Source organism: Kitasatospora indigofera (assembly GCF_014655955.1).
GTDB classification, from domain to species: Bacteria; Actinomycetota; Actinomycetes; order Streptomycetales; family Streptomycetaceae; genus Kitasatospora; species Kitasatospora indigofera.
Genome location: NZ_BNBO01000041.1, coordinates 1 through 25,059 on the forward strand (window position 1 = coordinate 1; position 25,059 = coordinate 25,059).

The window sequence follows — 25,059 nt, forward strand, 5'->3', positions numbered from 1 at the left end:
GTGACCAGCTCGAACACTCTGGAAATGATCACCGGAGGTAAAACGACAAGCTCAGGCGGCGCAGCGGTAGTCGGGCAGGGGTTCGGCGGTGCGGGCCCGCAGGCGGCGCTCGATCGCCCCGGCGGCCTTCAGCAGCGGCAGCCTGGCCAGTGCGTCGCGCAGGCGCCGGCCGCCCTCGGTCCTGGGCACCATGAGGCGTACGTTCGGGCCGATCTGCTGCTTGCGGTCGACCAGCGGCCGGTGGGCGGCCTCGTAGCGGGCGAAGGCCGCCCGGTGGTCGCCTCCTGCCGCGGCCAGCTCGCCGGCCAGCCGGTACGCGCCGACCAGGGCGAGTTCGGCCCCGGCGCCCGAGGCCGGGGAGGCGCACCAGGCCGCGTCGCCGGCCAGGGCGACGCGGCCGGCGGACCAGCTGTCCATCCGCACCTGGCCGAGGGCGTCGAAGTAGAACTCGGGGTCGGCCAGGGCCCGTTCCAGCAGACCCGCGGTGGGCCGCCACGCCTGGCCGGCGAACGCCTCGGCGACCAGCCGCTTCTGCGCGGCGACGTCGCCGCGGTCGTAGTCCAGCCGCCCGGAGCGGAAGATGAAGTACGCCTTGGCCTGGGGGTGGTTGCCCGACCGGTAGATCCCGGCCATCCGGCCCGGCGTGTTGAACATGGTCACCCAGCGGTCCTCCCCCGGCCCGGCGTCGGCGTCGGCGAAGGCGAAGTAGTGGTCCTTGTGCCGGAGGAACCGCTCCTCGGGACCGAAGGCGAGCCGTCGCAGGTTCGAGTGCATGCCGTCCGCGCCGATCACCAGGTCGAAGCGGCGGGCGGGCGAGTGCTCGAAGGCGACCGTCACCCCGTGGTCGTCCTGCTCCAGGGCCCGGACCGATTCGCCGAACAGGAACTCCGCGTCACCGGCCGCCTCACGCAGCAGCGCGAGCAGGTCGCCCCGCATGACCTCGACCGAGGCGTCGTCGCGGAGATCGATCCGGGCCACGGGCCGGTCGGCGGCGTCGACGAACTTGATGCCGTGCACGTCGGCGGCCCGTTCACGGACGCGGTCCATCAGGCCCATCCGCTCCACCACCGTGACCGCGTCGTCGCGCACGTCCACCCCGTTGCCGCCGCTGCGCAGTCCGGCGGCGCGCTCGACGACGGTGGGCCGCATGCCGTGCCGGGCCAGCCAGTGGGCCAGGGTGAGTCCGGCGATGCCGGCCCCGGAGATCAGGATCCGCTCGTTCATGGAGGCTCCGCCCGCTAGACTCAAGTGAAACGCACGTTCCAGATAATTATGTGGAAGGGTCATTTCAGTTGTCAACGCCTCCGGAGCAGCCGAGCCCCACCCCCGCGCCGAGACGCCGCGCCGATGCCGTGCGCAACCGGGACCTCGCCCTGGACGCCGCCATGGCGCTGCTGGCCGAACCGGGCGCGACCCTCACCGTCGAGGCCATCGCCAGGCGCGCCGGGCTCGGCGCCGCCACCGTCGTACGCGCCTTCGGCGGCAAGGACGCCCTGCTGGACGCCGCCGTCGCCCGGCTGCTCGAACCCGTCGTCCGGCGCGCCCGCGAGCTGCTCGCCACGACCGCGCCCTACCGGGCCCTGCGCACCTTCCTGCGCGAGCTGATCACCTTTCAGGCCGCGCACCACGCCATCAACGACCAGCTCACCGGCCTCGACCTGCCCGCCACCACCGCACTGCGCGCCGGCCTGGTCGGCGCCGTCGAGGAGATGCTCGACGGCGCCCGCCGCGACGGACGGGTCCGCGCCGACCTCGACCCCGCACTGGCCACGACCCTCATCGGCACCACCGCGCTGGCCGTCGCCCGCGCCGAACCGTCCTCGCCCGGCCTGGTCGACGCCTACCTCACCGTCCTGCTGGACGGACTCGACCCACGCCCCTCCCACGGCGCCGCCGGCTGACGGCGCCGACCGTCAAACGCCGAACCACGCCAGCGGGCCGGGCGGGACGGCCCGGCGCACGTGCCGGCACGGCCGTTCGTCAGCACGGTTCGCCGGTGAGGGCCTCGGCGGCGGTCTTGAGGTCACGCAGCCATGCGTCGAGCCCCCGCCGGAGGAGTTCGGTCGCCATCGGTACGTGGGCGTCGACCTGGGGGCCGGTGTGGGTCTCCTCCGTGCTCACCCGGACGCCACCCTCGACCTCGGTGAAGTTCCACACGTGGACGCCGTCGATGTGCAGCCCCTCGCCGTCCGCCGGGCCGGTCCAGCGGATGCAGGAGCCCTGCCGGAGCTGCTCGACGGTCGAAGTGATCCGCAGGCCGGTGGCGGGAGTTGTGGGGTTGGGCGGCACCGGCGTCGTCCACCGGAACGCCGAGCCCGCGCGGAGCGGGCCGCCGTCGAGGCGCTCCGCGCTCCGGACCGGGGCCTGCCAGGACGGCCAGCCCTCCACGTCGGCCTGCAGCCGCCAGACGGTGCGCAGCGGCGCGTGGATCACGGTCTCGGCCCGGTGGCGGACGAGGGCGTCGGGGTCGACCCCCTGCCCCCGGCAGGTCAGGGACGCGCCGGGGCGGGCCTCGTGGGGTGCGACGGCGGTGGCGGGCGCGACCGTGGCGCAGAGGAGGCCGGCGGCGAGCGGGACGGCGAACAGGGCGACGCGGCTGCTGGACATGGAGGCCCCCTGGGCAGATAGATAGTTTCTCTTTCGTTAGACGTTGTAACGCAACCCGGGGCGAGAGGTCAACGGGGATCGTGATAAGTTCTAACTAACTCATGAACATGTAGCTGACGACCGGGCGGCCGGGGAAAGCAGGCTGTGGTGACGAAGGACGCGACCACCCCGCGCGAGCGCTACCGGAGCCAGGTGCGCGCCGAGATCGTGGAACAGGCCTGGAAGCAGGTCGCGACGGCGGGGGCGTCCGCGCTCTCCCTCAACGCGATCGCCAAGCAGATGGGCATGAGCGGCCCGGCGCTCTACCGCTACTTCGCCAGCCGCGACGACCTGATCACCGAACTCGTCCGGGAGGCCTACCGGAGCCTCGCCGACACCCTGCGGGCGGCCGCCGCCGCGGGCGCCGACCTGGCCGGACTGGCACACGCCCTGCGCGACTGGGCGCTGGCCGACCCTCAGCGGTACTTCCTCGTCTACGGCACGCCCGTGCCCAACTACCACGCGCCCGAGGACACCACCGCCGTGTCCGCCGAGATCATGACCATCCTGGTCGACGCGTGCGCGGCCCTCGCGCCGGCCGGCCCCCCGACACCGTTCGACGCGCACCTCGCCGACCACCGGGACTGGGCCGGCGACCACCCCGCCCCGCCCGCGGCACTCCGCCGGTTCCTGGCCTTCTGGACCCGCCTGCACGGCGTGCTGTCCCTCGAACTCGCGGGCCACTTCACCGGGATGGGCTTCGACCCGGCCCTGCTCTTCGCCGCGGAACTCGACGACCTGCTCGCACTGCCGCGCTGACAGCACCGGGGCGGGACCAGGCCGGGACGCGCGCCCGAAGAGCCCGGCCGTCCCGGCGTGGAGGACCCGGGCCGACCCGGCACTCAGGGCCCGCCAGCGGGCGCCCCGCCACCGGCGCGGCCCCGGGACCGGGTCAGACGCAGTGCACCTCCGCGCCCTGGGCGACCAACTGCTCGATGACGTCCTCCGGGGCTTCCTTGTCCGTGATCAGCACCGCGAACTCGTGGACGGCGCACACCTGGGCGAAGGCACGCCGGCCGATCTTCGTGGCGTCGGCGACGATGATCACCTTGTCCGCCCGCTCGGCCATCGCCCGGTTGGCACTGGCCTCGCCCTCGTCGTGGGTGGCGGCGCCGTTCTTCGGGTCCACCGCGTTGACGCCCAGGATCGCGTAGTCCAACGAGAGCCCCTGCAGCACCATGGTGGCCAGCGGGCCGGTGAGTTCGTAGGAGTTCGGGCGGGCCACTCCCCCGGTGACCACCGTCTTGACGTACGGGCGGACGGCCAGCTCGTTGGCGATGTTGATGGCGTTGGTGACGACGGTCAGGGCCGTCCCGTTGTTGTGCTCGGCGAGGTCGGCGCGGGTCGCGAGCTCGCGGGCGACCTCCGACGTGGTGGTACCGCCGTTCAGGCCGACCACCGCCCCGGGCGGGATCAGCGCGGCCGCGGCCTTGGCGATCCGGAGCTTCTCGTCCGCACGGCGCGCGGTCTTGTAGCGCAGCGGCAGATCGTAGGCGACGCCGCTCAGCACCGCACCGCCGCGGGTACGGACCAGCAGCTGCTGGCTCGCGAGTTCGTCCATGTCACGACGCACGGTCGCCGCGGAGACGTTCAGCAGCTCGACGGCCTCGCCGACCTCGATCCGCCCCCGGTCGCCCAGGATCTCCAGCAGACGCGTCCACCTCTCGTGCGTCCCCATGACCACTCCTTCTACGTCTCGTACCGGCAGCTGAAGGGTATCGCGGGCACCATGACGAAACCGCCAGCACCGTTGCAGACTTTTGAGCGAAGAAGCTATATATAGCTCAGCTTCGATCAAACGAGCGTGGATACCACGCTTCAGGAGGACCTCTTGCCGCACGTCGCCGAGGAGATCGCCCGCCGGCCGGACTCCACGAGCCCGCCGGACCGCACAGCCGAAGGCCGGGGGGCCGACCGGGCGGCCGGCCCCCCGGTGGTGATCGCCCTGGAGGTGGGCGGCACGCGGATCACGGCGGTCGCGATGGCGGCCGACGGGTCCCTGCTGCACAGCGGGGGCCGGCCGACCCGGACGGACCGCGGCCCCGACGCGGTCCTGGAGACCGTCCTCGACTACGCCGGCGAGCTCTCCCGCCGCTGGTCGCCCTCGGCGGCCGGGATCGCGGTCCCCGGCCTGGTCGGCGAGGCGACCGGGACGTCCGTCTTCGCCGCGCACCTGGGCTGGCGCCGGGTCCCCGTCCGCCGCTGGCTGGCCGAGGAGTTGGAGATCCCGGTGGCCTTCGGCCACTACGCCCGGACGGGCGGCCTGGCCGAGGCCAGGCTCGGTGCGGGCCGCGCCCGCCGGTCCTTCCTGTTCGTCCCGGTCGGCAGCGGCATCGCCGCCTCGATGGTGCTGGACGGCCGGCCGTCGGCCGGGGACGGCGGCCCGGCGGGCGAGTTGGGCCACCTGGTGATCCGCCCCGGCGGCGACCCCTGCCCCTGCGGAGCGGCCGGCTGCCTGGAGACCGTCGCATCAGCCGCGGCGATCGCCCGCCGCTACCGGCTCGCCTCCGGCGAGCAGAACGTGACGGCCAAACAGGTGCAGCGCAGGGCGGCGGCCGGCGACCCGGTCGCGGCCGGCGTCTGGCGCGAGGCGGTCGAGGCCCTCGCCGATGCTCTGCACTCCACGTTCGGCCCCGCCGCCCCGGATCGGATCGTCGTCGGAGGCGCCCTGGCCCTGGCCGGGCGGGCCTACTTCGACGCGCTCCAGGCCGAGTTGTCGAAGCGGCCGGCCTTCCGGAAGGCACCGCGCGTCGTCCCCTCCGGTCTGGGCCGGCAGTCCGGTGTCCTGGGCGCGGCGCTGCTGGCCCAGGAGCTGTACCGGGCCGTCCGGGCGGCCCCTCCGCGGCGCCTGCGGCAGCGGACGCCCGTCGCCGCGGGCCGGTTCCGGCCGGCCTGGGGAGGCCGCTGACCCGCCCGTCCGCTCCGGGCGGGGCCGGGGCCCCGCCGCGGGCCGTTCGGGTCCGGCCGGGACCGCCGCCCCTGACGGCCCGCCGGCCCCGCGCGCGCCCGGCGCGGGCTCCGCCCTCGTACGACCCGCGTCCAGATCTGCGCGCCGGCCCGCGCGCGCCCGGCGCGGGCGCGCGCGGGCCGGGAGCGGCTCCGGCAACTGCCCACCAGCGGCTGTGAGTCACGGTTCGCGGTCCAGGCGCTCACCACTCTTGACTTCCCTACATCAAGCTGCCACGGTGTGCGCAATTCTGCTTTGGCGATGGCCGAATCAAGCACTTTCAATCACCAAGGCGCACCCTCACTCCCCCACGTGCACGGAGCTCTCATGAGACTGCACCGCCGGCTGGTCGGACTCGCGTCCGCCGCCGCCCTGGCCACCACCGGACTCGCCGCGGCCACCTCCCCCACCGCGAGCGCGGACACCGTGGCCGCGAACACCAGCACCCCGATCGGCGCGAAGCCGATGATGGGGTTCAACAACTGGGCCCGCTTCACCTGCGCCGCCCAGGCCCGCCTCGACGGCACCCGCACCAGCTACTCCTTCCAGCAGTTCATGCAGGACCAGGCCAAGGCCATGAAGGACACCGGCCTCGTCGCGGCCGGCTACACCAACCTCACCGTCGACGACTGCTGGATGCAGCGCACCGGCGCCGGCTACCTGCACGGCGCGGCCACCTGGGGCAGCAGCAGCCAGCCCGGCTTCGACTGGGAACTCACCGACTACGCCGGCTACGTGCACAGCCAGGGCATGGAGGCCGGCCTCTACAGCACCTCCGGCGTGAACACCTGTCAGGGCGTGCCCGGCGGCGTCAAGGGCCATGAGCAGGCGGACGCCAACTCGCTGGCCTACTGGGGCATCGACTCCCTCAAGGTGGACAACTGCGGCACCGACATCAGCAACCGCCGGCAGATCTTCACCACCATGGCCGACGCCCTGAAGACCGCGACGGCCGGCACCGACCGCAAGATCCTCTTCAACGAGTCCGCGCCGGCCGGCTACGGTCCGACCAGCGCGGAGAAGTACAACTCGATGGACTGGGTGCGCACCCTCGGCCAGATGTGGCGGGTCAGCCCCGACATCGCGGTCTGGCACGGCGACGGCGCCTCCGCCTGGAACTGGCCGCACGGCGGCGACTACTACGAGGGCGGCGTCTACCAGAACCTCAACGACACCGTGGCCCTGGCCCGTTACAACGGCCCCGGCAACCACAACGACGCGGACATGCTGCTCATCGGCGACAACAACCAGCTCACGCTCGCCGAACAGCGCAGCCAGTTCGCCCTCTGGTCGGCGATGGGCTCCCCGCTCATGATCAGCTCCGACGTCCGCAGGATGGCCGCCGACCCGGTCACCTACGCGCCGCAGCTGAACATCCTCAAGAACAGCGACATCATCGCCGTGGACCAGGACCCCCTCGGCGCCGGCGGCTACCTCGCCTCCCGCGACAACGCCTCCGCCACCGCCGGGGTCGACGTCGTCGTCAAGCCGCTCGCGGGCGGCCGCCGCGCCGTGGCCGTCCTCAACAAGAACACCGCAGCGACCGGTTACACCCTCGACCTGGCCCGCGTCGGCTTCGGCAACACCGGGTGCACCCGCACCGCCCGCGACCTGTGGAGCCACACCGACCAGCCGGTGACCTCGTCGATCACCACCACCGTCGCCGGTCACGACACGGCCATGTACACCATCGACCCCGGCAGTTGCGGCGGCGCCGTCCCGGTCGGCCAGATCCAGGCCCCGCAGAGCGCCTTCCAGGCCTCCGGCCTGTGCCTGGACGCCTACGGCGGCGCGACGGCCGGTGCCAAGGTCGCCCTCTACACCTGCACCGGCAACGGCAACCAGCAGTGGCAGCGCCAGGGCAACGGCCTGATCTCCTCCCTCCAGAACAGCTCCCTGTGCCTCTCCGGAGCGTCCACCGGCCTGTCCCTCGCCACCTGCAACACCGGTGACAGCAAGCAGAAGTGGACCTACAACCGCTCCGGCCAGCTCCGCCAGGCCAACGGCGTCTGCATCGACGTCAACGGCTCGGACTTCGCCAACACCAACTCCACGGTCAACACCTACGCCTGCGGGACGCACCAGCCCAACCAGACCTGGAGCGCCCCCTTCGACACCCCGCCCGCCGCCTAGGCCGTGTCCGGCGCCGTCACCCGCCCCCTGGCGCCCTTCCCCTCCGCGTAGCACCAACGCCCCGACGAGCCGCGCTCCGGGCCTCCGCCCCCCACGGCGGGGGCCCGGAGCGGCACTGCCACCCCCACCCCGGCCGAGCCGCCGAGCAGTACCTCCCTCGTCCCAAGGAGTCCCCCATGAAGCGTCGAAACCTGCTCCGAGCAGGCGCCCTGGCATCCGGGTTCGCCGTGCTCCCGCCGAACCTGCGCAACGCACTGGCCCTCGAAGCGCCCGCCGGCGGGCTCGGGGCGATCGAGCACGTGGTCGTCCTCATGCAGGAGAACCGGTCGTTCGACCACTACTACGGAACCCTGCGCGGGGTACGCGGGTTCAACGACCCGACCGCGATCACCCTGCCCGACGGCTCCCCGGTCTTCCGGCAGCCGAACGGCGCCGGGTACGTCCTGCCCTACCGGATCGGCGACCAGTTCCTCGCCGGCACCGCCCACGACTGGGGCAGCGGGCACGCGGCCTGGAACAAGGGGCGCTACGACCAGTGGGTCCCGCAGAAGAGCGTCCGGACGATGGTCCACTTCGACCGGGCCGCGCTGCCGTTCTACCACGCGCTCGCCGACGCGTTCACCATCTGCGACGCCTACCACTGCTCGGAGTTGGGGCCCACCAATCCCAACCGGCTCTACCTGTGGTCCGGCAAGCTCGGCTACGAGCCCGGCAGCACCACCCAGCGCGCGGTCGGCAACGCGGCCTGGCAGAACCCGGGCCACACGGGGTACACCTGGACCAGCTACGCGGAGCGCCTGGAGAGTGCCGGCCGCAGCTGGAAGACCTACCAGGAGTGGGACAACTACGGCGACAACAGCCTCGACTACTTCACCTCCTTCCTGAACGTGGGCAAGAAGGCCCTGGCCTTCGCCAGGGACGACAGCGGCAAGGCGTTCCCGAAGCTGGAGTACTTCTACTACGCGCTCCAGGCGGCCGCCGGCGCCCGGCAGACCCAGCTGCTCGCCCAGCTCGACCAGGGACTGGCCACCCTCACCGCCGCCGAACGCAGCCTCTACGACCGGGGGCTGGCCCGGTTGCGGCCGGGGCAGCTGGCCGCCGCGTTCCGTGCCGACGTCGCCGCCGGGCGGCTGCCGGCGGTCTCCTGGATCGTCGCCCCCGAGGCCCAGTGCGAGCACCCGGACTACGGTCCCAACACCGGGGCCGACCTGGTCAAGCAGCTGCTCGACGCCCTCGCCTCCAACACCGAGGTCTGGAACCGGACGGTGTTCCTGCTGAACTACGACGAGAACGACGGCTTCTTCGACCACATCCCGCCGCCGGCGCCGCCGGTGACCGCCGCCGACGGCCTCTCCACGGCGCCGGTCGGCGAGGACCTCTACGGGGGCGAGACGATCGGCCTGGGCCAGCGGGTGCCGCTGCTCGTCGTCTCACCCTGGAGCCGGGGCGGCAAGGTCTGCTCCCAGGTGTTCGACCACACCTCCGTCCTGCAGTTCCTGGAGAAGTGGACGGGCATCGCCGAGCCGAACATCTCCCCCTGGCGCCGCGCGGTCTGCGGGGACCTCACCGCCGCCCTGGACACCACGGCCGGCACTCCCGCCTATCCTCCGCTGCCCGCCCCCGTCCCCACCAGCGGCCCGTTCGGCACCAACCCCGCACCGCCCGGCACCCAGGTGATGCCCGTCCAGGAGGCCGGGACCCGCACCGCCCGGCCACTGCCCTACGACCTCACCGTCTCCGCCCAGGTCACCGCCACCTCGCTGGGCATCACCTTCACCGCCGACGGCGCCGCCGGCGCCCACTTCTACGTCTACGCCAATGCCTTCCGCACCGACGGACCCTGGCGCTACACCGTCGGCCCGGGCAGGTCCGTCGGCGACACCTGGACGGCGGGAACGCCCACGGGCGCCTACGACCTGAGCGCCGTCGGCCCCAACGGCTTCGTCCGCCGCTTCACCGGCAACCGGGTCACCGCCACCACCGCCGGGAACGCCAACCCCGAGGTCACCCTGCGCCACGACCCCGCCAACGGCCTGGTGTGGCTGAGGATGACCAACAGCGGCAGCGCCGCCTGCACCGTCACCGTCCGCGGCAACAACCGCAGCGGCGGCCCCTGGACCTACCCGCTCGCCGCCGGCGCCGGTACCGAGGACTACTTCTCCACCGCCGGCGGCCTGAACGGCTGGTACGACCTGACCGCCACCGCCGACACCCGCGACGGCTTCCTGCGGCGCTTCGCCGGGCACCTGGAGAACGGCGCCGAGAGCACCAGCGACCCGGTGATGGGATCGAGCCCGCTGGCCGCCACCGTGAAGTACTTCGACAGCCAGGAGATCACCGGCGAGAACGGCGCCGCCGTCAACGCCGTCGACGGCAGGCCGGGCACCCTCTGGCACACCCGGTGGTCCGGCGCCGTCGACCCGCTCCCGCACGAGATCCAGCTGGACCTCGGGGCCGACCGCACCGTCACCGGCCTGGCCTACCTCCCCCGTCAGGACGGCGGGACGAACGGCCGGATCGGCCGCTACGAACTCTCCCTCAGCACCGACGGCACCGGGTGGGGCGCCCCCGTCGCCACCGGCACCCTCGCCGACACCTCCGCGCCCAAGAGCATCCGCTGCTCGCCCACCACCGCTCGCTACCTGCGGCTGCGCGTCCTCACCGAGGCGGGCAACCGCGGCCAGTGGACCTCCGCCGCCGAACTCACCCCGCTCGGCTGGTGACCCGCCCGGCTGCCGGGGCCACGAAGGCCCCGGCAGCCGGGACGACCCCGCGACGTCCGGCAGCCCGCACGGCTGCCGGACGTTCCCGTGTCCGGGTCGCACCGCGGCGGCCGGCGGTGGGCCGTCGGGCTCCCGACCGCGGACCGCCGCCCCGCCCCGCCCCGGTGGTGATGCCAGAAACCGCGCACCAACACTGTCCATCGATGCGCAGAAATGATTGAATAGCCGCATTGGAGATCAGCTTCAATCAAATGATCATCACGGAGGCCAGTCATGACGTACGTGGAGACCGAGATCGCCAGCCAGCCGGAGTGCTGGCGCCGCGCGGCCGACCTGGCGACGAACCGGCAGGACGTCCTGCCCCGGGCCGGCGAACGGGTCGCGATCATCGGCTGCGGGACGTCCCTCTACATGGGGCAGGCCTACGCGACGCTGCGCGAGGCCGCCGGGCAGGGCGTGACCGACGCGTTCGCGGCCTCGGAGTTCCCCGGGACGCGCGAGTACGACCGGGTGATCGCGCTGACCCGGTCGGGCACCACGACCGAGGTCCTGGAGCTGGTCGGGGCGCTGCGCGGGAAGGTCCGGACGCTCGCCGTCACCGCCGACCCGGACACCCCGGTGATGTCGCTCGCCGACGACGTCGTCGTGCTGGACTTCGCCGACGAGCAGTCGGTCGTCCAGACCCGGTTCGCCACCAGCGCCCTGACCCTGCTGCGGGCGCACCTGGGCCTGCACAGCGAGGCGGTGGAGGAGGACGGCCGCCGCGCGCTGGCCGAGCCGCTGCCGGCCGGCCTGGCCGAATGCACCCAGTTCACCTTCCTCGGGCGCGGCTGGACGGTCGGCCTGGCGGCCGAGGCGGGCCTGAAGATGCGTGAGGCCGCCCTGGCCTGGACCGAGGCGTACCCGGCGATGGAGTACCGGCACGGTCCGATCAGCATCGCGGCGCCCACCACCGCGACCTGGATGTTCGGCGAGGCGCCGGCCGGCCTGGCGCAGCAGGTGGAGGCGACCGGCGCCCGCTGGGTGGCCGGCGCGCTCGACCCGCTGGCCGAACTGGTCCGCGTCCACCGGCTCGCCGTGGCGATCGCCGCCGCGAAGGGCCTGGACCCGGACCGGCCGCGCGCCCTGACCCGCTCGGTGATCCTCGCCGACGCATGACCCCGCCCACGCCGGCCGGGGCCCGCCGCGCCGGGCCCGCCAACGCCGGGACCACGGCCGCCGGGACCGCGGCCGCCGGAGACACCAACGCCGGCATCGCCGCCGCCGGGCACGCGCCGGAAGGAAGACCTCAACCGTGATCGTCACCGTCACACCCAACCCGGCTCTCGACATCACCTACACCCTCGCGGAACTGCGGCCGCACGCCAGCCACCGGGTGGACACCGTCCACGAGCAGGCCGGCGGCAAGGGCGCCAACGTGGCCCGGGTGTTGCAGGCCCTCGGCCGTCGGACGGCGGCCGTGCTGCCGCTCGGCGGGGCGTCGGGCGCGGCGGTCAAGGCCGACCTCGACCGGGCCGGCCTGAGCAGCCTGACGATCCCGCTGGCCGGCGGGGTGACCCGGCGCACGGTCGCCGCCGTCGACCGGGACGACGCGACGATGCTCAACGAACCCGGCCCGGAGCTGTCCGGCCCGGAGTGGGGCGCCCTGGTCGCCGGGGTGCGGAGCCTGCTGCCGACCGCGCAGGCGCTGGTGCTGTCCGGCAGCCTGCCCCGGGGCGTCCGGCCGGAGGCCTACGGCGAACTGGTGCGCCTGGCCCGCGCGCAGGGCGTCCCGGTGGTGCTGGACGCGGCCGGTCCGGCGCTCACCGAGGCGCTCGGGTCCGGTCCGGCCGTCATCAAACCGAACGCCGCCGAACTCCGGGACGCCACCGGCATCGACGACCCGCCGGCCGCGGCCAGGGAGCTGGCGAAGGCCGGTGCCCGGACCGTGGTCGCCTCGCTCGGACCGGACGGGTTGCTGGCCGTCACGCCGGCCGGCACCTGGCGGGCCTTCCTGTCGCCGGCGGCCGCCATCCGCGGGAACCCCACCGGGGCCGGCGACGCGGCGGTCGCCGCTCTGGCCATGGGCCTCGCCGACCGGACGCCGCTGCCCCAGGCGCTGAACCACGCGGTCGCGCTGTCGGCCGCCACCGTCCACGCCCCCTACGCGGGGATGTTCGACCGCCGCGCCTACGAGCGCTACCTCACCCAGGTCCAGATCCTCCCGGCCTGACCCGCCGGCCGCACCGAGAGAAGAGCCCTCATGCCGCTGACCACCACGGGCGGACTCGTCGCCGAGGCCGCTGCCCACCGCGGCGCCGTCGCCGCCTTCAACGTCATCACCCTGGAGCACATCGAGGCCGTCGTCGCCGCCGCCGAGGCGGTCGGCGCGCCGGTCGTCCTCCAGGTGAGCGAGAACGCCGTGAAGTTCCGTACCGGCCGTCTGCACCCGATCGCCGCCGCCGCGGTGAGCGCCGCGCACGCCAGTGCGGTGCCGGTCGCCCTGCACCTGGACCACGTCAAGGACGAAGCACTGCTGCGGGAGGCCGCCGACTGCGGTTTCAGCTCCGTGATGTTCGACGCCGCGCACCTGCCCTACCGGGAGAACGTGGCCGCGACCCGGCGCGCGGCCGACTGGGCCCACGCCAACGGCCTCTGGCTGGAGGCCGAACTCGGCGAGGTGGGCGGCAAGGACGGCAGGGGCCCGCTGGACGCCCACGCCCCGGGGGCCCGCACCGAGCCGGGCGAGGCCCGGCGGTTCGTCGAGGAGACCGGCGCGGACGCGCTCGCCGTGGCGGTCGGCAGCTCGCACGCGATGACCTCGCGCGACGCCGTGCTCGACCACGCCCTGCTCGCCGCGCTCCACGACCGCCTCCAGGTCCCGATGGTCCTGCACGGCTCCTCCGGCGTCCCGGACGACGAACTGCGGCGGGCCGTCCTGGGCGGCATCAGCAAGGTCAACATCGGGACGGCCCTCAGCATCGCGATGACCGGTGCGATCCGCGCCCATCTGGACGCCGACCCCGAGGGGGTGGACCCGCGCCGGTACCTGGCCGCGGGCCGGCGGGCCGTCACCGAGGCCGTCGTCCAGCTCCTCGGCACGGTCGCCGCCGTGCCGGCCCGGTGACCCGCCCGGCCGGAGCGAACCCGCGATGAACATCGGGGGTGGACCAGACGCCAAATGATGATTGAAACCTGCTAGATTTGCGCACATTCGCGCAGCATCATCGGCGAAGTCTCCGCCGGCCGCGCAGGCCGGCGACGGTCCTCCCCCAGCGCCCGGACGTGTCGTTCCGTGGCCCAGCACACCCGTCCGGCGCCCGGCACCCCCCGGGGCCCGAGGAGGTCATCCCATGAAGAACCGCGTCCTCGCCCTGGTGGCGGCCTGCACGACCGGCGTGCTGGCGCTCACCGCCTGCGGCAGCACCGGCGGCGGCACGTCCGCGGACGGCACGGTCACCCTCAAGCTGGTCGCCGCCGACTACGGCGACAAGGCCGGCAACAGCTCCAAGGCCTACTGGGACGACCTCGCGACGCGGTTCCAGGCCGCCAACCCGAAGATCAGGATCGATGTCCAGGTCGTCAACTGGAACGACATCGACAAGCAGGTCAGGACGATGGTCCAGAGCGGCAACCAGCCGGACGTCCTGCAGACCGGCGGCTACGCCGACAAGGTCGCCGACAACCTCCTCTACAAGGTCGACGACGTGCTCCCGGTCGCCACCCAGGCCAACCTCATCTCCACCTTCGCCACGGCCGGCCAGGTCGACGGCGTCCAGTACGGCATACCCTTCGTCTCCTCCGCCCGGGCGTTCTTCTACAACAAGGCCCTGTTCGCGCAGGCCGGCATCACGGAGGCGCCCAAGACCTGGGAGGACGTCAGGAAGGACGCCGAACTGCTCAAGGCCAAGGTCCCCGGCATCACCCCCTACGCGCTGCCGCTCGGCCCCGAGGAGGCCCAGGGCGAGAGCGTGATGTGGGAGCTGGGCAACGGCGGCGGCATCACCGGCACCTCCGGCGGCTACAGCCTCGACAGCCCGGCCAACGTCGACACCTTCAGGTGGCTCAGGTCCGGCCTCGTCGACACCGGACTCACCTACGCCAACCCGGCCGCCACCGACCGCAAGACCGCGTTCGCCGACTTCGCCGCAGGCAAGGCCGCGATGCTCAACGGCCACCCCTCGCTGATCCAGATGGCCAAGGACGGCAAGGTCGACTACGGCGTCGCCGCCATCCCGGGCAAGGACGGCGCGCTCAAGTCCACCCTCGGCGTCGCGGACTGGACCATGGCCTTCAAGAAGAACGGCCACAAGGAGCAGATCAAGCGGTTCCTCGACTTCGCGTACCGCAAGGAGAACACGCTGAAGTTCGACGAGCTCTACAACCTGATGCCGGTCACCCAGGACACCCTGAAGGAGATGACCTCCAGCGGCCGGCACAAGGACCTGGAGCCCTTCTTCGCGCTGCTCCCGCAGGCCTCCTTCTACCCGCTCGGCAAGACCAGTTGGGACAACGTCTCGGCCGAGATCAAGAAGAGCATCGGCACCGCCGTCAAGGACGACCCGGCCAGGGTGCTCGGCGACCTGCAGAAGAAGGCCGAGGCCGCGGCCGCCGACAGGTAGCCGCCCCGCAGGCCCCCCGGACCGCGGGACGGCGGAGCACCCCGACCTCCCTCCGCCGCCCCGCGCCGGCACCATCCCGCTCCGTGCGGCACCACCGCCGTACACGTACGGAAGGCACCACCGGTGTCCCTCACCCTTTCCCGCTCCGAGACCGACCGGCCCGACCGGCCCGGCCCGAGCCCGAAGACCGTGCGCCGCCCAGGCTTCGAACGTCTCGGACCGCTGCCCTGGATAGGCCCGGCCGTCCTGCTGATCCTCGCCGTCGTGGTCTGGCCGGTCTACGAGATGATCCACACCTCGTTCCAGCGGATCAGCCCCAGCGGCTTCGTCCGCGGCCCGGCCGGCCTGGACAAGTACCGCAAGCTCCTCGGCGAGACCGACCTCGTCCACGTCCTGACCGTCACCGTGGTCTGGACCCTCGTCGTGGTCGGCGTCACGATGATCCTCTCGCTGGCCCTGGCCCAGCTGTTCAACCAGGAGTTCCCCGGACGGCGGCTCACCCGCTGGGCGCTGATCGCCCCCTGGGCGGCGTCGGTGCTGATGACCGCCATCAGCTTCAAGTGGATGCTCAACCAGACCGCCGGCGTCCTCAACACCGCCATGGTCGACCTCGGGATCATCGACAGCCCCCGCGACTGGCTGGGCGACCCGTCCACCGCCTGGCCGTGGATGATGTTCGTCGCGATCTTCGTCTCGCTGCCGTTCACCACGTACACCCTGCTCGCCGGTCTGCAGACCGTGCCCGCCGAGCTCTACGAGGCCGCCGACGTCGACGGTGCGGGCACCTGGCGCACCTACCGGCTGATCACCCTGCCGCTGCTGCGCCCCGCCTTCCTCGTCGGCGTGGTGATCAACCTGATCAACGTCTTCAACTCCTTCCCCGTCATCTGGGGCATGACCCGGGGCGGCCCGAGCAGCGACACCGCCACCACCACCGTGTTCATGTACCAGCTGAAGGACACCGACATCGGTGAGAGCGCGGCCATGTCGGTGGTCAACTTCGCGCTGGTCGTCATCATGGTGCTGCTCTTCCTCAAGGTCAGCCGCTGGAACGAGGAGGACAACCGATGAGCCCGCAGACCCTCGACCGGCCCCGCACCGGCCCGGGCCGCCCCCGCACCGCCGCCCCGGCCGCCGCTCCCCGGCCCGGCCGACGGCTGCGCCCGCGCACGCTGGTCATCGCGTCGGTGGCCTGGCTGCTGGCCGCCGTCTTCCTGCTGCCGTACCTCCAGATGGTGATCACGGCCCTGCGCCCGGCCGACGAACTGCGCGACAGCACCTACCTGCCCGAGCACTTCGCCTGGTCCAACTTCGTGGACGTCTGGCGCGAGTCGACCCTCGGCGGCAACCTGCGGGTCACCCTGCTGGTCGCCGCCGGCTCCACCGTGCTGGTCCTGCTGGTCGCCCTGCCGGCCGCCTACTACACGGCCCGGATCAGCTTCCGCGGCCGCAAGCTGTTCCTGCTGCTCGTCCTGGTCACCCAGATGTTCCAGCCGACCTCGCTGCTGGTCGGCCTCTACCGCGAGTTCTACCAGCTGGGCATGCTCAACTCGGTCTGGACGCTGATGATCTGCAACGCGGCGTTCAACCTGGCGTTCGCGATCTGGATCCTCACCGCCTACATCTCCTCCATCCCCGTCGCGCTGGAGGAGGCCGCGATGATCGACGGGCTGAGCCGGTTCCAGGCCCTGATCCGGGTCACCCTGCCGCTCGCCCTGCCCGGCGTGGTCACCGCCGTGATCTTCACCTTCATCGCGGCCTGGAACGAGTTCGTGATGGGCCTGACCCTGTCGACCGTCCCGGAGTCCCAGCCGCTCACCGTCGGCATCAACGGCTTCATCGGCAACTACACCGTCCAGTGGAACTACCTCTTCGCCGGGTCCGTCGTCGCGATCGTCCCGGTCGTGGTGCTCTTCGCCCTGATCGAGCGCCAGGTCGTCTCCGGACTCACCGCCGGATCGGTCAAGTAGCCCGGCGGCCGGCCACCACCGGCCGCGTCCGGGCGGCTGCCGGCCGAGGGCAAGGAGGCCCCGGAGCCGGCAGCCGCCGTCACCCACCACCGACCAGAAAGCCGCCCATGTCCGACACACCACCGGATCGGACGAGCGCCGAGCGCGCCGCCCGGCAGGCCCCGGCCGCAGCCCCGGCCGGCCCGGGGCCGACACCGCCCGGCAGGCCGGCCCACCCGCACCGGCCCCGCCGCTCCAGCGCTCCAACGCTCCACCGCCGCGGAGGGACGCAATGACTGACGGCCCGCCGCCCGGCGAGTGCGTGATCGCCCTGGACGTCGGCGGCACCGGCATGAAGGGCGCCCTGCTCGACCGCGGGTCCGGCCTCCTGGTGACCGAACGGCGGCCCACCCCCCGTGCGCACGGACCCGAGGCCGTCGTCGACGCCATCGTGGCGGCCCTGTGCTCCCTCGCCCGGCAGGCCGCGGAGCGCGGTCTCGCCGTCCGCCGCGCCGGTGTGGTGGTGCCCGGCATCGTCGACGCCGAGCGGTCCCTCGCGGTCTACTCCGCCAACATCGGCTGGCGCGACCTGCCGCTCGCCCGGGTCATCGAGGAGCGCACCGGGCTGCCGGTCACGCTCGGCCACGACGTACGGGCGGGCGCGCTGGCCGAAGTCCGGCTGGGCGCCGCCCGCGGCGCCCGGGACGCGCTGTTCGTCGCGATCGGCACCGGCATCTCGGCCGCCCTGGTCACCGAGGGCCGCCTGCTGGCGGCCGGCGGCTATGCGGGCGAGCTCGGCCATCTCGTCGTCGAGCCCGACGGCCGGCTCTGCCCGTGCGGCGGCGCCGGCTGCCTGGAGACCGTCGCGTCGGCGGCCGGGATCGCCATGGCCTACACGGCGTTGTCCGGGCAGCCCGTCACCGGGGCCGACGAGGTCGCGACGCGGCTGACCGGGGGCGACCAGGACGCCCGGGCCGTCTGGGCCCGCGCCGTCGAAGGTCTCGCCACCGCGCTCGCCGCCACCGTCACCCTGCTCGCGCCCGAGGTCGTCGTCCTCGGCGGGGGCCTCGCGGAGTCCGGCGGCCTGCTGCTGGACCCGCTGCGGGCGCGGCTGGACGCGAAGCTGACCTTCCAGCGGCGGCCCCGCCTGGTCGCGGCGGCGCTGGGCGACCGCGCGGGCTGCCTCGGTGCCGGACTGCACGCCTGGGACGCGGCGGACGTGATGAGGGAGGCGCCCTGCCTGCCCGTCGGACGAAGCATCCCCCGGTGACCGGGCCGGCCCGGTCACCGGGGCCGGCGCCCGGGCCTGAACCCGCGGACGTCCCTCGCCCGACCGCGCGGGCCGCACCGCGACGACCGGACGGGCCGGGTGGACGACCGGGTGGTCTGTCAGCCGGGCAGTCTGACGGGCCGCGCGGTCGGGCCGGTCGGGCCGGACGGACGGGCCCGGCGGGCCGAACCGGAGCCCGCCGTGGGGGCGGCGGCCGTCGGACGGCAGGATGGATCCCGTTCCCGGCAGATCACCGGCACCTGCCGGCCGCTGCCCCGCTGCCCCGCTGCCCCGCTGCCCGACGGCCTCCGAACGGAGACGACCTTGAGTTCCGCACCGCTCCCCCTGCTGCTGCCGGACGGCCGCCCCGCCGCCCACGCCTGGACCTTGGACCCGGCCCTGCGACACCTCAACCACGGGTCCTTCGGCGCCGTGCCGCAGGCGGCGCAGCAGGAGCAGCAGCGGCTGCGCGCCGAGATGGACCGGGCGCCGGTGGTGTGGTTCCCGGCCCTGCCGCGGCGTGTCGCGGCCGCCCGGGCCGAGATCGCCGGGTTCCTGCGGGTCCAGGAGCGCGACCTCGCCCTCGTGCCCAACGCCAGTGGCGGGGCCAGTGTCGTCTACGGCAGCCTCCCGGCCCGGCCCGGCGGCGAGGTGCTGGTCACCGACCACGGCTACGGCGCCGTCACCATGGGCGCCGAGCGGCTGGCCCGCCGCTGGGGCGGCAGCGTCCGGACGGCGAGGGTGCCGCTCCACGCCACGGCCGAGCAGGCCTGCGCGGCGGTGCTGGCCGGGATCACCGACCGGACGGCCCTGATCGTCCTCGACCACATCACCTCGGCGACCGCCCGCTGGATGCCGGTGGCAGAGGTCGGCGCGGCGGCCCGGGAGCTGGGCATCCCGCTGCTGATCGACGGGGCGCACGTACCGGGCCTGGCCGAGGACCCGCTGGCCGGGCTGGAGTTCGACGCCTGGGTCGGCAACCTGCACAAGTTCGGCTGCGCCCCGCGCGGCGCCTCGGCGCTGGTGGTGCGCAGCGGGCTCCGCGACCAGCTCTACCCGTTGATCGACTCCTGGGCGGCCGAGGCGCCCTTCCCCGAGCGGTTCGACACCCAGGGCACCATCGACGCCACCAGCTACCTGGCGGCGCCGGCCGCCCTGGGCTTCGTCGAGCGGACCTGGGGCTGGCAGGCGGCCCGCGGCTACCTGCACGAACTGGCCGACTACGCCGAGCGGATCGTCGGCGAGGCCTTCGCCGGGCTGACCGGCGAGAGCGCCGCCGTCGACGTCGGCATGCCGGTGAACGCCCTGCGGCTGGTCCGGCTCCCCGACGGCCTGGCGGCCACCCGTGCCGATGCCGACGCCCTGCGCGACCGGGTCGCGGCGGAGCTGGGCACCGAGGCAGCCTTCACCAGTTTCGACGGCGTCGGCTACTTCCGGATCTCCACCCACGTCTACAACACGGCCGCCGACTTCGAGGACTTCGCCGAGCGCTGCGTGCCGGCGCTCGGCGCCTGGGCGCGCGAAGCCGGCCAGCGCCGGTGAGGCCGGCCGGAGGCCGCTGAACGCGAGCGCAGGGGCCGACGCCACCAGACTCCTTCCTGCCACGCCCCGGCGGGGGCGACCGCTCGCCCCCGCCGGGCCTGCGACGGACGGACGAACGGACGCGGGTCACCGTGCGCCGTCGTGCGCCCCGCCGTACTGCGAGAACCGGGCGGCCCACGTCTCCAGCGGAAGGCCCAGGCCGTTGGTGAGGTAGGAAACCGTGCGGTAGAAGCCGCAGAGCATCAGGATCTCCAGGACGGCGTGGGGCGTGAAGAACCTCAGGCAGTCGTTCCAGTCCCCGTCGTCCAGTCCGCCCCCGGCGTCGATCCGGTCGCACAGCCGCAGGAGCAGGCCCTCCTCCTCGGTCCAGCAGTCGTCCTCCGGGCCGCCGCCGCAGGTCGAGGCGACCTGCTCGCGGGTCAGTCCGGCCCGCTCCGCGAAGGTGCTGACGTGGACCCCCCACTCGTACTCGCTGCCGCAGCGGGCGGTGACGCGGTCGATGACGATCTCGCGTTGCCTGAGGGTGAGGTGCCCACGGTCCAGCAGGCCGCCGCCGAAGAACCGCTCGAAGAGCCGTTGGTCCGTGGCCAGGGTCCTGAAGAGGACGAGCGGCTCGCCTCCCGGCGAGAGGCGTGCGAGCCGCTCCCGGGCGAAGTCCGGATAGGGCTCGGGTGCGGGAGAGATGCGCGCGGCCATGTCCTCGCTCCGTTTCGTCGATCGCGGCGGCCGGACCGGTGGACCGCACCGGCAGCACCGCCCCTCTGCTTCTGTTTCCGAAGCACGGGCCGATGCTAACGTTTCGGAAAACGAAGCACCAGAGGAGGTGCCGGACGACATGACGGCCACGCCCGCACCGGGGCGCCCGGTCCGCGGTTCCACCACCGGCCGCCCGATCATGGCGGCGCTCGACCTGTTCGGACGTCGCTGGAGCCTGCGCATCGTCTGGGAACTGCACCAGGGCCCGACCGGCTTCCGCCCCCTGCAGCAGCGCTGCGACGGCATGTCCTCCAGCGTCCTGCGGCAACGCCTCGTCGAACTCACCGAGGCCGGACTCGTCACGCAACAGGACGACAGCAGCTACAGCCTCACCGCCCTCGGCGAGGACGCCCACCACGCCCTCGGCCCGCTCGCCCGCTGGGCCGAGAACTGGGCCGACACCCTCGCAGGGCAGGCCGGCGGCCACCCGCCACCGGCCGGCCAAGGGGACTGAGGCAGCGTCGGGCCGGTGCGGGCCCGGCCCCGAAGCGCGATCCTGACCTCCGGCCCGGTCCGTCGGCCCGTACCCCCGGGGCCGGGCCCGGCGGCCGGTGCCAGGGAGCACGACAGGAGAACCGGCGTGGCCCCCGGCTTGCCAGACTGGGGCGCGCGGGTGCCGGTCCGGCACTCCGACGACGCGGGCGCACCCGCCCGCGACGGAGCGAACGCACCACGACGGAACGGGCGCGGTCAGCCACGGCTCCGCCCGTTCAGATGGGGGTCACCGTGGACCACTCGAAGATCGTGCACCTGGTGAACACCGACCCGGTGATCCGTACCCTCCTGGAAGCACCGATCCCGATGCGGCTCGGGTACGTCGGCCTGGACGGCCACCCGCGGACCGTCCCGGTCGCCTACCTGTGGAACGGCCGAGCCTTCGTCTTCGCCACCCCGACCGGCGCGTACAAGGTGAAGGCGATCGCGGCGCACCCCCAGGTGTCCTTCACCGTCGACACCACCGACTTCACCCCGCTGATCATGCTGGTCCGCGGCACGGCCTCGGTCGAGATCCGGCCGGGCATCCCCCAGGAGCACATCGACGCCTCCCGCCGCAGCGTGGGGGACGACAGGATGGCGGAGTGGGAGCGCCACAAGCGCGCCAACACCAGCGAGATGGCGCTGATCACCATCGTTCCGACCCATGTCACCGTCTGCGACTTCGACACCCGCTTCCCGCCGCCGGCCGCCGTCAACTCCCTGACCCACGGCGCGGAATAGAAGCGTCCAGGCCTCCCTCGCCGACCGGCGGCGCGGCCGTCCCGGGCCCGGCGGACGCCCGGCCCGGGCACCGCCGCTCACAGCCGCCGGGGCCCGGCACCGTCCTCGGCGAGCGCGTCGCCGGGATTCAGCAGGGCGCAGGCCTTCATCGAAAGGCATCCGCAGCCGATGCACCCGGTGAGCTCGGCCTCCAGGCGTTCGATGGTCTGCCGGCGCTCCTCCAGCCGATGCTTCCAGCCCCGCGAGGCGCGCTGCCACTCCTGGTGGCTCGGCGGACGGTCGAGCGGCACATCGGCGAAGGCCTCCCGCAGGTCCTGCAAGGGGATGCCGATCCGCTTGGCCACCGAGACCAGGGCGACCCGGCGCAGCATGTGCCGGGGGTAGCGGCGCTGGTTGCGCTCGTCGCGTTCGGACGCGATCAGGCCGAGTTCCTCGTAGAAGCGCAGGGCGGAGACGGCCGCCCCGGTCCGCGCGCTCACCTCGCCGATGCTCAGCCAGTCGTCCGGGGTGGCCCGGGCGCCGCCGGGGTGATCGCTCGTCATGCGGAGCCTCCTCTTGACCTCAAGCTTACTTGAGGCCGTACGTTCGGCTGCATCGAACGGCGAGCAGCAACGACCCGAAGAGGATGACAGTCCCATGACCTTTGTGATCGCTTTGCCCTGTGTGGACGTCAAGGACAAGGCATGCGTCGACGAGTGCCCGGTCGACTGCATCTACGAGGGCGAGCGGATGCTCTACATCCACCCGGACGAATGCATCGACTGCGGCGGGTGCGAACCGGTCTGCCCGGTCGAAGCGATCCTCTACGAGGACGACAGCCCGCCGGAATGGCAGCACTTCACCGGCGTGAACGCGGAGTTCTTCGACGGGCTCGGCTCCCCCGGCAGCAGCGCGAAGCTCGGTCCTACCGGGCGGGACCATCCGGTCGTCGCGGCGCTGCCGCCGCAGCGGACCGACTGAGCCGGCGAATCGCGGGTCACGGCGCAGCAGGTGGCCACGGGGGGACGGGGGCTGACGGGGGGCGGGGGCGTCCGGGCATGATCACGGTTCGGGCATACTGGCGGCCGTGCCGATAGCCGATGATCCCCACCAGCCGCCCCACCGTCCGGAGCCGAACGGCGCGGACCCGTTCGACGGACTGCTCCTGGACGAGGACTTCGTCCGGGGCGCCGCCGTCAAGGAACCGTCCGCGCGCACCCGGATGCTGTCGGCGCGGTGGCGGCTCCAGGAGCCGGTCGACCCCGGCGGCCGCCGCTGGTCGCCGGGCGGTCCCCGGACCCTCTGGGCGCGATGGTCGCAGTGGCTGGACTCCCGGGGGCGGATCGCGATGGCGGTGCTGTGCGGGCTGACCGCCCTGCTGGCCGCGGTGACGTACTGGACCGGCCGGAGCCCGGGCCCGGCCGGCCGGTCCGCACCGCACACCCTCCGGCAGCCGGTCGACGCCGCGCTCCCCGGCGGCGGGATCTTCCCCGGGAGCAAGTGCGGCAGCAAGGGTTTCCACCACTTCGCCCTGCCGCCCGCCGACGCGGGCGGGGACCTCGGGACTCCCACCCCCGGCCCGCGGCTCGACCTCGGCTCGCACGGGTTCGCCTCGCTGTCCGCGGACGACCCCGGCGTCTTCACCTTCGGCCTGCTGATCTCACCGGGCACGGCCGGGGCACTGGAACTCTCCGCACCGTTCGGCCCCGAGGGGGTGGCCGTGGAGATCGAGGGCCCCGAGGGACTGATCGCGGCCGCGCACCACCTGCCGGTGACCCTCGACAGCGACGACGCGCGCACCCCGGAGGGCCGGATCCGGGCCCTGACGGCCCGGGTGACGATGCCCGCGGCGGCCCTGTGCCCGGGCTACGGCGGCATGGCCGTGGCCCAGGGGATGACGATGCCCGTCGACGCCCACAGCACCATCACCGGCCCGCCGCCCTACACGCTTCACGTGTCGCTCTCCGACCCGGCCGTCGGCGCGCTCCGGCGGGCCTCGGGGGCGCCCGTTGCGGGCGATGTGCTGACCGCCGACAACCTGCTGCACTGACGGACCGTCGACGGCGGGCGGGCGAGCGGCCGACCAACGGACGCCTGGCCGGCTGACCGGCTCACGGGCTTACGGGCTTACGGGCTTACGGCGGAATCGCCGCACGACCGCCGCGCCTGGAATTCTGCCGTCCGGCTCCGGACACTGGTAGACCGGTACCCCCGTCGGACCGGAGGTGGACGGATGCCCGATCATGCGCTGCCCCCCCGAGGACGCCGCGTTGGTCCGCGACTTCGTGGAGATCCCGCCGGGCCTGGCGATCGACCGGACGTACCTGGAGCGGGCCCGCCTGGCCCAGGCCGTGGGCGGCCGCTTCCGCAAGGTGGCCCCGGGCCGGTACGAGATCATCACGCACGCCCCCGACAGCCCCGCCGCCTAGCCCGAGGCACGGGCCGAAGCCGAAGGCGTCCGGGGCTCCTCGACCAAGGAGCGGACCTCCGTACCGGACCGACGCTGCGGTCCCCCGGCCCGCCGCCGGTCCGCCGGCAGCCGGGCATCACCCGAAAGGCGGGACGTCAGCGGTGTGCCCCGGGCAGACTGGACCGATGGACCCTGAGGTGGAACCCAACGAGGAGGCCGAGGAGAGCCTCGCGGCCGAGCTGAGGCGTGCGGCGGAGGAACTCGGGATCGACCTGCCCGAATCGCGGGCGCGGTACGCGCACCTCGCGGAGTTCGTCGACGCCGGCAGCGATCGGCGGGTGTCCGTGTCCCGGCACGACGACGGCCTCGCCTTCGAGGTGAACCTCTACGGCCGTGGCGCGCGCCTGGCCGGCGGGCTGACCACCGACCTGGCCGTGGTGCTCCGGGTGCCGGCGGCCTGGACGGGGGGCGCGGGACTCGAAGAGACCCGGGAGGCCGCCCCGTTCATCGCGTTCAGACCGTGGGCCCTCGTCCACGAGCGAGAGCCGTTGGGCCGCGTCGAGCTGACGTGGTGGACCAAGCTCGACCGCGTCCACCTGCCCCCTTACGACCGGCATCCCCGCGCCCACGCGCTGCTGGCGGCCGCCCACGCCGAACCGGTGCTCCGCCGGCTGATGCCGGTCAACAGCCACTTCAACCTCTGGTTCTCCACCAGCGTCGCGAATCCCTCGGAAGCAGGGGTCGGGTACGTCATCGACCCGAACGACGAGGGACTGTACGCGGTGTGGAACAACGGCGAACTGCTCGCCCGCACCCGGACCCCGCAGGAGGCCGTCGCCCTCGTGGTGGCCCGGCTGCCGGAGGGACTCGGGCCCGCGACCTGAG

The 25,059-nt window shown here is 73.5% G+C and carries 24 protein-coding genes; 19 read left to right on the forward strand and 5 right to left on the reverse strand.

Going from position 1 to position 25,059, the window contains the following annotated elements:
• Positions 1–51 precede the first annotated feature (51 nt).
• A complete protein-coding gene (locus IE329_RS27820; RefSeq protein WP_190213748.1) occupies positions 52–1,224 on the reverse strand; it encodes an FAD-dependent monooxygenase in 1,173 nt (390 codons plus the stop codon).
• 68 nt (positions 1,225–1,292) lie between these two features.
• Here IE329_RS27820 and IE329_RS27825 point away from each other — a divergent pair, with 68 nt between their 5' ends.
• Positions 1,293–1,901, forward strand: coding sequence for a TetR/AcrR family transcriptional regulator (locus IE329_RS27825; RefSeq protein ID WP_190213749.1), 609 nt, complete (start codon positions 1,293–1,295; stop codon positions 1,899–1,901).
• A 79-nt stretch (positions 1,902–1,980) separates the two neighbouring features.
• Here IE329_RS27825 and IE329_RS27830 read toward each other — a convergent pair whose 3' ends face one another.
• Positions 1,981–2,607, reverse strand: coding sequence for an SRPBCC family protein (locus IE329_RS27830; RefSeq protein ID WP_190213750.1), 627 nt, complete (start codon positions 2,605–2,607; stop codon positions 1,981–1,983).
• Between the two features lie 144 nt (positions 2,608–2,751).
• Between IE329_RS27830 and IE329_RS27835 the strand changes: the two genes are divergently transcribed.
• The gene (locus IE329_RS27835) at positions 2,752–3,405 is read left to right on the forward strand and encodes a TetR/AcrR family transcriptional regulator (RefSeq protein ID WP_190213751.1); all 654 of its coding nucleotides are present in this window, start codon (positions 2,752–2,754) and stop codon (positions 3,403–3,405) included.
• 133 nt (positions 3,406–3,538) lie between these two features.
• Here the strand turns inward: IE329_RS27835 and IE329_RS27840 are convergent, their stop codons facing one another.
• Positions 3,539–4,324: a DeoR/GlpR family DNA-binding transcription regulator gene (locus tag IE329_RS27840; protein WP_190213752.1), complete on the reverse strand. Its 786-nt coding sequence runs from the start codon at positions 4,322–4,324 to the stop codon at positions 3,539–3,541.
• 126 nt (positions 4,325–4,450) lie between these two features.
• Between IE329_RS27840 and IE329_RS27845 the strand changes: the two genes are divergently transcribed.
• The 11 genes from IE329_RS27845 (at position 4,451) to IE329_RS27895 (ending at position 19,811) form a co-directional block, all read left to right on the forward strand.
• Complete coding sequence (locus IE329_RS27845; protein WP_229927811.1) at positions 4,451–5,554, forward strand: ROK family protein; 1,104 nt, start codon at positions 4,451–4,453, stop codon at positions 5,552–5,554.
• Between the two features lie 366 nt (positions 5,555–5,920).
• Positions 5,921–7,726 carry a ricin-type beta-trefoil lectin domain protein gene (locus IE329_RS27850; RefSeq protein WP_190213753.1) on the forward strand — a complete coding sequence of 602 codons (1,806 nt, stop codon included), beginning with the start codon at positions 5,921–5,923 and terminating at the stop codon, positions 7,724–7,726.
• A 176-nt stretch (positions 7,727–7,902) separates the two neighbouring features.
• Positions 7,903–10,449 (forward strand): phosphocholine-specific phospholipase C, encoded by a 2,547-nt coding sequence (locus tag IE329_RS27855; RefSeq protein ID WP_190213754.1) that lies wholly within the window; start codon positions 7,903–7,905, stop codon positions 10,447–10,449.
• A gap of 273 nt (positions 10,450–10,722) precedes the next feature.
• Positions 10,723–11,607, forward strand: coding sequence for an SIS domain-containing protein (locus tag IE329_RS27860; protein WP_190213755.1), 885 nt, complete (start codon positions 10,723–10,725; stop codon positions 11,605–11,607).
• 136 nt (positions 11,608–11,743) lie between these two features.
• A complete protein-coding gene (locus IE329_RS27865; protein WP_190213756.1) occupies positions 11,744–12,661 on the forward strand; it encodes a 1-phosphofructokinase family hexose kinase in 918 nt (305 codons plus the stop codon).
• Between the two features lie 30 nt (positions 12,662–12,691).
• A complete protein-coding gene (locus IE329_RS27870) occupies positions 12,692–13,555 on the forward strand; it encodes a class II fructose-bisphosphate aldolase (RefSeq protein ID WP_190213757.1) in 864 nt (287 codons plus the stop codon).
• A gap of 226 nt (positions 13,556–13,781) precedes the next feature.
• Positions 13,782–15,050: an extracellular solute-binding protein gene (locus IE329_RS27875; protein ID WP_190213758.1), complete on the forward strand. Its 1,269-nt coding sequence runs from the start codon at positions 13,782–13,784 to the stop codon at positions 15,048–15,050.
• 189 nt (positions 15,051–15,239) lie between these two features.
• On the forward strand, positions 15,240–16,121 hold the full coding sequence (locus tag IE329_RS27880) for a carbohydrate ABC transporter permease (RefSeq protein WP_229927826.1): 882 nt from the start codon (positions 15,240–15,242) through the stop codon (positions 16,119–16,121).
• The gene (locus IE329_RS27885; protein WP_190213760.1) at positions 16,118–17,020 is read left to right on the forward strand and encodes a carbohydrate ABC transporter permease; all 903 of its coding nucleotides are present in this window, start codon (positions 16,118–16,120) and stop codon (positions 17,018–17,020) included. The genes IE329_RS27880 and IE329_RS27885 overlap by 4 nt, the downstream gene beginning before the upstream one ends.
• 271 nt (positions 17,021–17,291) lie before the next feature.
• Positions 17,292–18,269 (forward strand): ROK family protein, encoded by a 978-nt coding sequence (locus tag IE329_RS27890; RefSeq protein ID WP_190213761.1) that lies wholly within the window; start codon positions 17,292–17,294, stop codon positions 18,267–18,269.
• 324 nt (positions 18,270–18,593) lie between these two features.
• Positions 18,594–19,811 carry an aminotransferase class V-fold PLP-dependent enzyme gene (locus IE329_RS27895; protein ID WP_229927812.1) on the forward strand — a complete coding sequence of 406 codons (1,218 nt, stop codon included), beginning with the start codon at positions 18,594–18,596 and terminating at the stop codon, positions 19,809–19,811.
• A gap of 126 nt (positions 19,812–19,937) precedes the next feature.
• On the opposite strand, the gene IE329_RS27900 is transcribed toward IE329_RS27895, so the two are convergent.
• Complete coding sequence (locus tag IE329_RS27900) at positions 19,938–20,507, reverse strand: carboxymuconolactone decarboxylase family protein (protein ID WP_190213762.1); 570 nt, start codon at positions 20,505–20,507, stop codon at positions 19,938–19,940.
• 139 nt (positions 20,508–20,646) lie between these two features.
• Here IE329_RS27900 and IE329_RS27905 point away from each other — a divergent pair, with 139 nt between their 5' ends.
• Entirely contained in the window at positions 20,647–21,021 is a 375-nt protein-coding gene (locus tag IE329_RS27905; protein ID WP_190213763.1) for a winged helix-turn-helix transcriptional regulator, read from the forward strand.
• Between the two features lie 260 nt (positions 21,022–21,281).
• The gene (locus IE329_RS27910) at positions 21,282–21,785 is read left to right on the forward strand and encodes a pyridoxamine 5'-phosphate oxidase family protein (RefSeq protein WP_229927813.1); all 504 of its coding nucleotides are present in this window, start codon (positions 21,282–21,284) and stop codon (positions 21,783–21,785) included.
• 77 nt (positions 21,786–21,862) lie between these two features.
• Here IE329_RS27910 and soxR read toward each other — a convergent pair whose 3' ends face one another.
• Positions 21,863–22,327, reverse strand: a complete 465-nt coding sequence (soxR, locus tag IE329_RS27915) for a redox-sensitive transcriptional activator SoxR (RefSeq protein ID WP_190213764.1) — start codon at positions 22,325–22,327, stop codon at positions 21,863–21,865.
• A 94-nt stretch (positions 22,328–22,421) separates the two neighbouring features.
• On the opposite strand from soxR, the gene fdxA reads away from it, so the two are divergent.
• The 4 genes from fdxA (at position 22,422) to IE329_RS27935 (ending at position 25,058) form a co-directional block, all read left to right on the forward strand.
• On the forward strand, positions 22,422–22,745 hold the full coding sequence (fdxA, locus tag IE329_RS27920; protein WP_190213765.1) for a ferredoxin: 324 nt from the start codon (positions 22,422–22,424) through the stop codon (positions 22,743–22,745).
• Between the two features lie 106 nt (positions 22,746–22,851).
• Entirely contained in the window at positions 22,852–23,814 is a 963-nt protein-coding gene (locus IE329_RS27925; protein ID WP_190213766.1) for an SCO2583/SCO2584 N-terminal domain-containing protein, read from the forward strand.
• 193 nt (positions 23,815–24,007) lie between these two features.
• The gene (locus tag IE329_RS27930) at positions 24,008–24,193 is read left to right on the forward strand and encodes a hypothetical protein (protein ID WP_190213767.1); all 186 of its coding nucleotides are present in this window, start codon (positions 24,008–24,010) and stop codon (positions 24,191–24,193) included.
• Positions 24,194–24,359: 166 nt separating this feature from the next.
• Positions 24,360–25,058, forward strand: coding sequence for a DUF6193 family natural product biosynthesis protein (locus IE329_RS27935; protein WP_190213768.1), 699 nt, complete (start codon positions 24,360–24,362; stop codon positions 25,056–25,058).
• The last annotated feature ends 1 nt before the right edge of the window (position 25,059 follow it).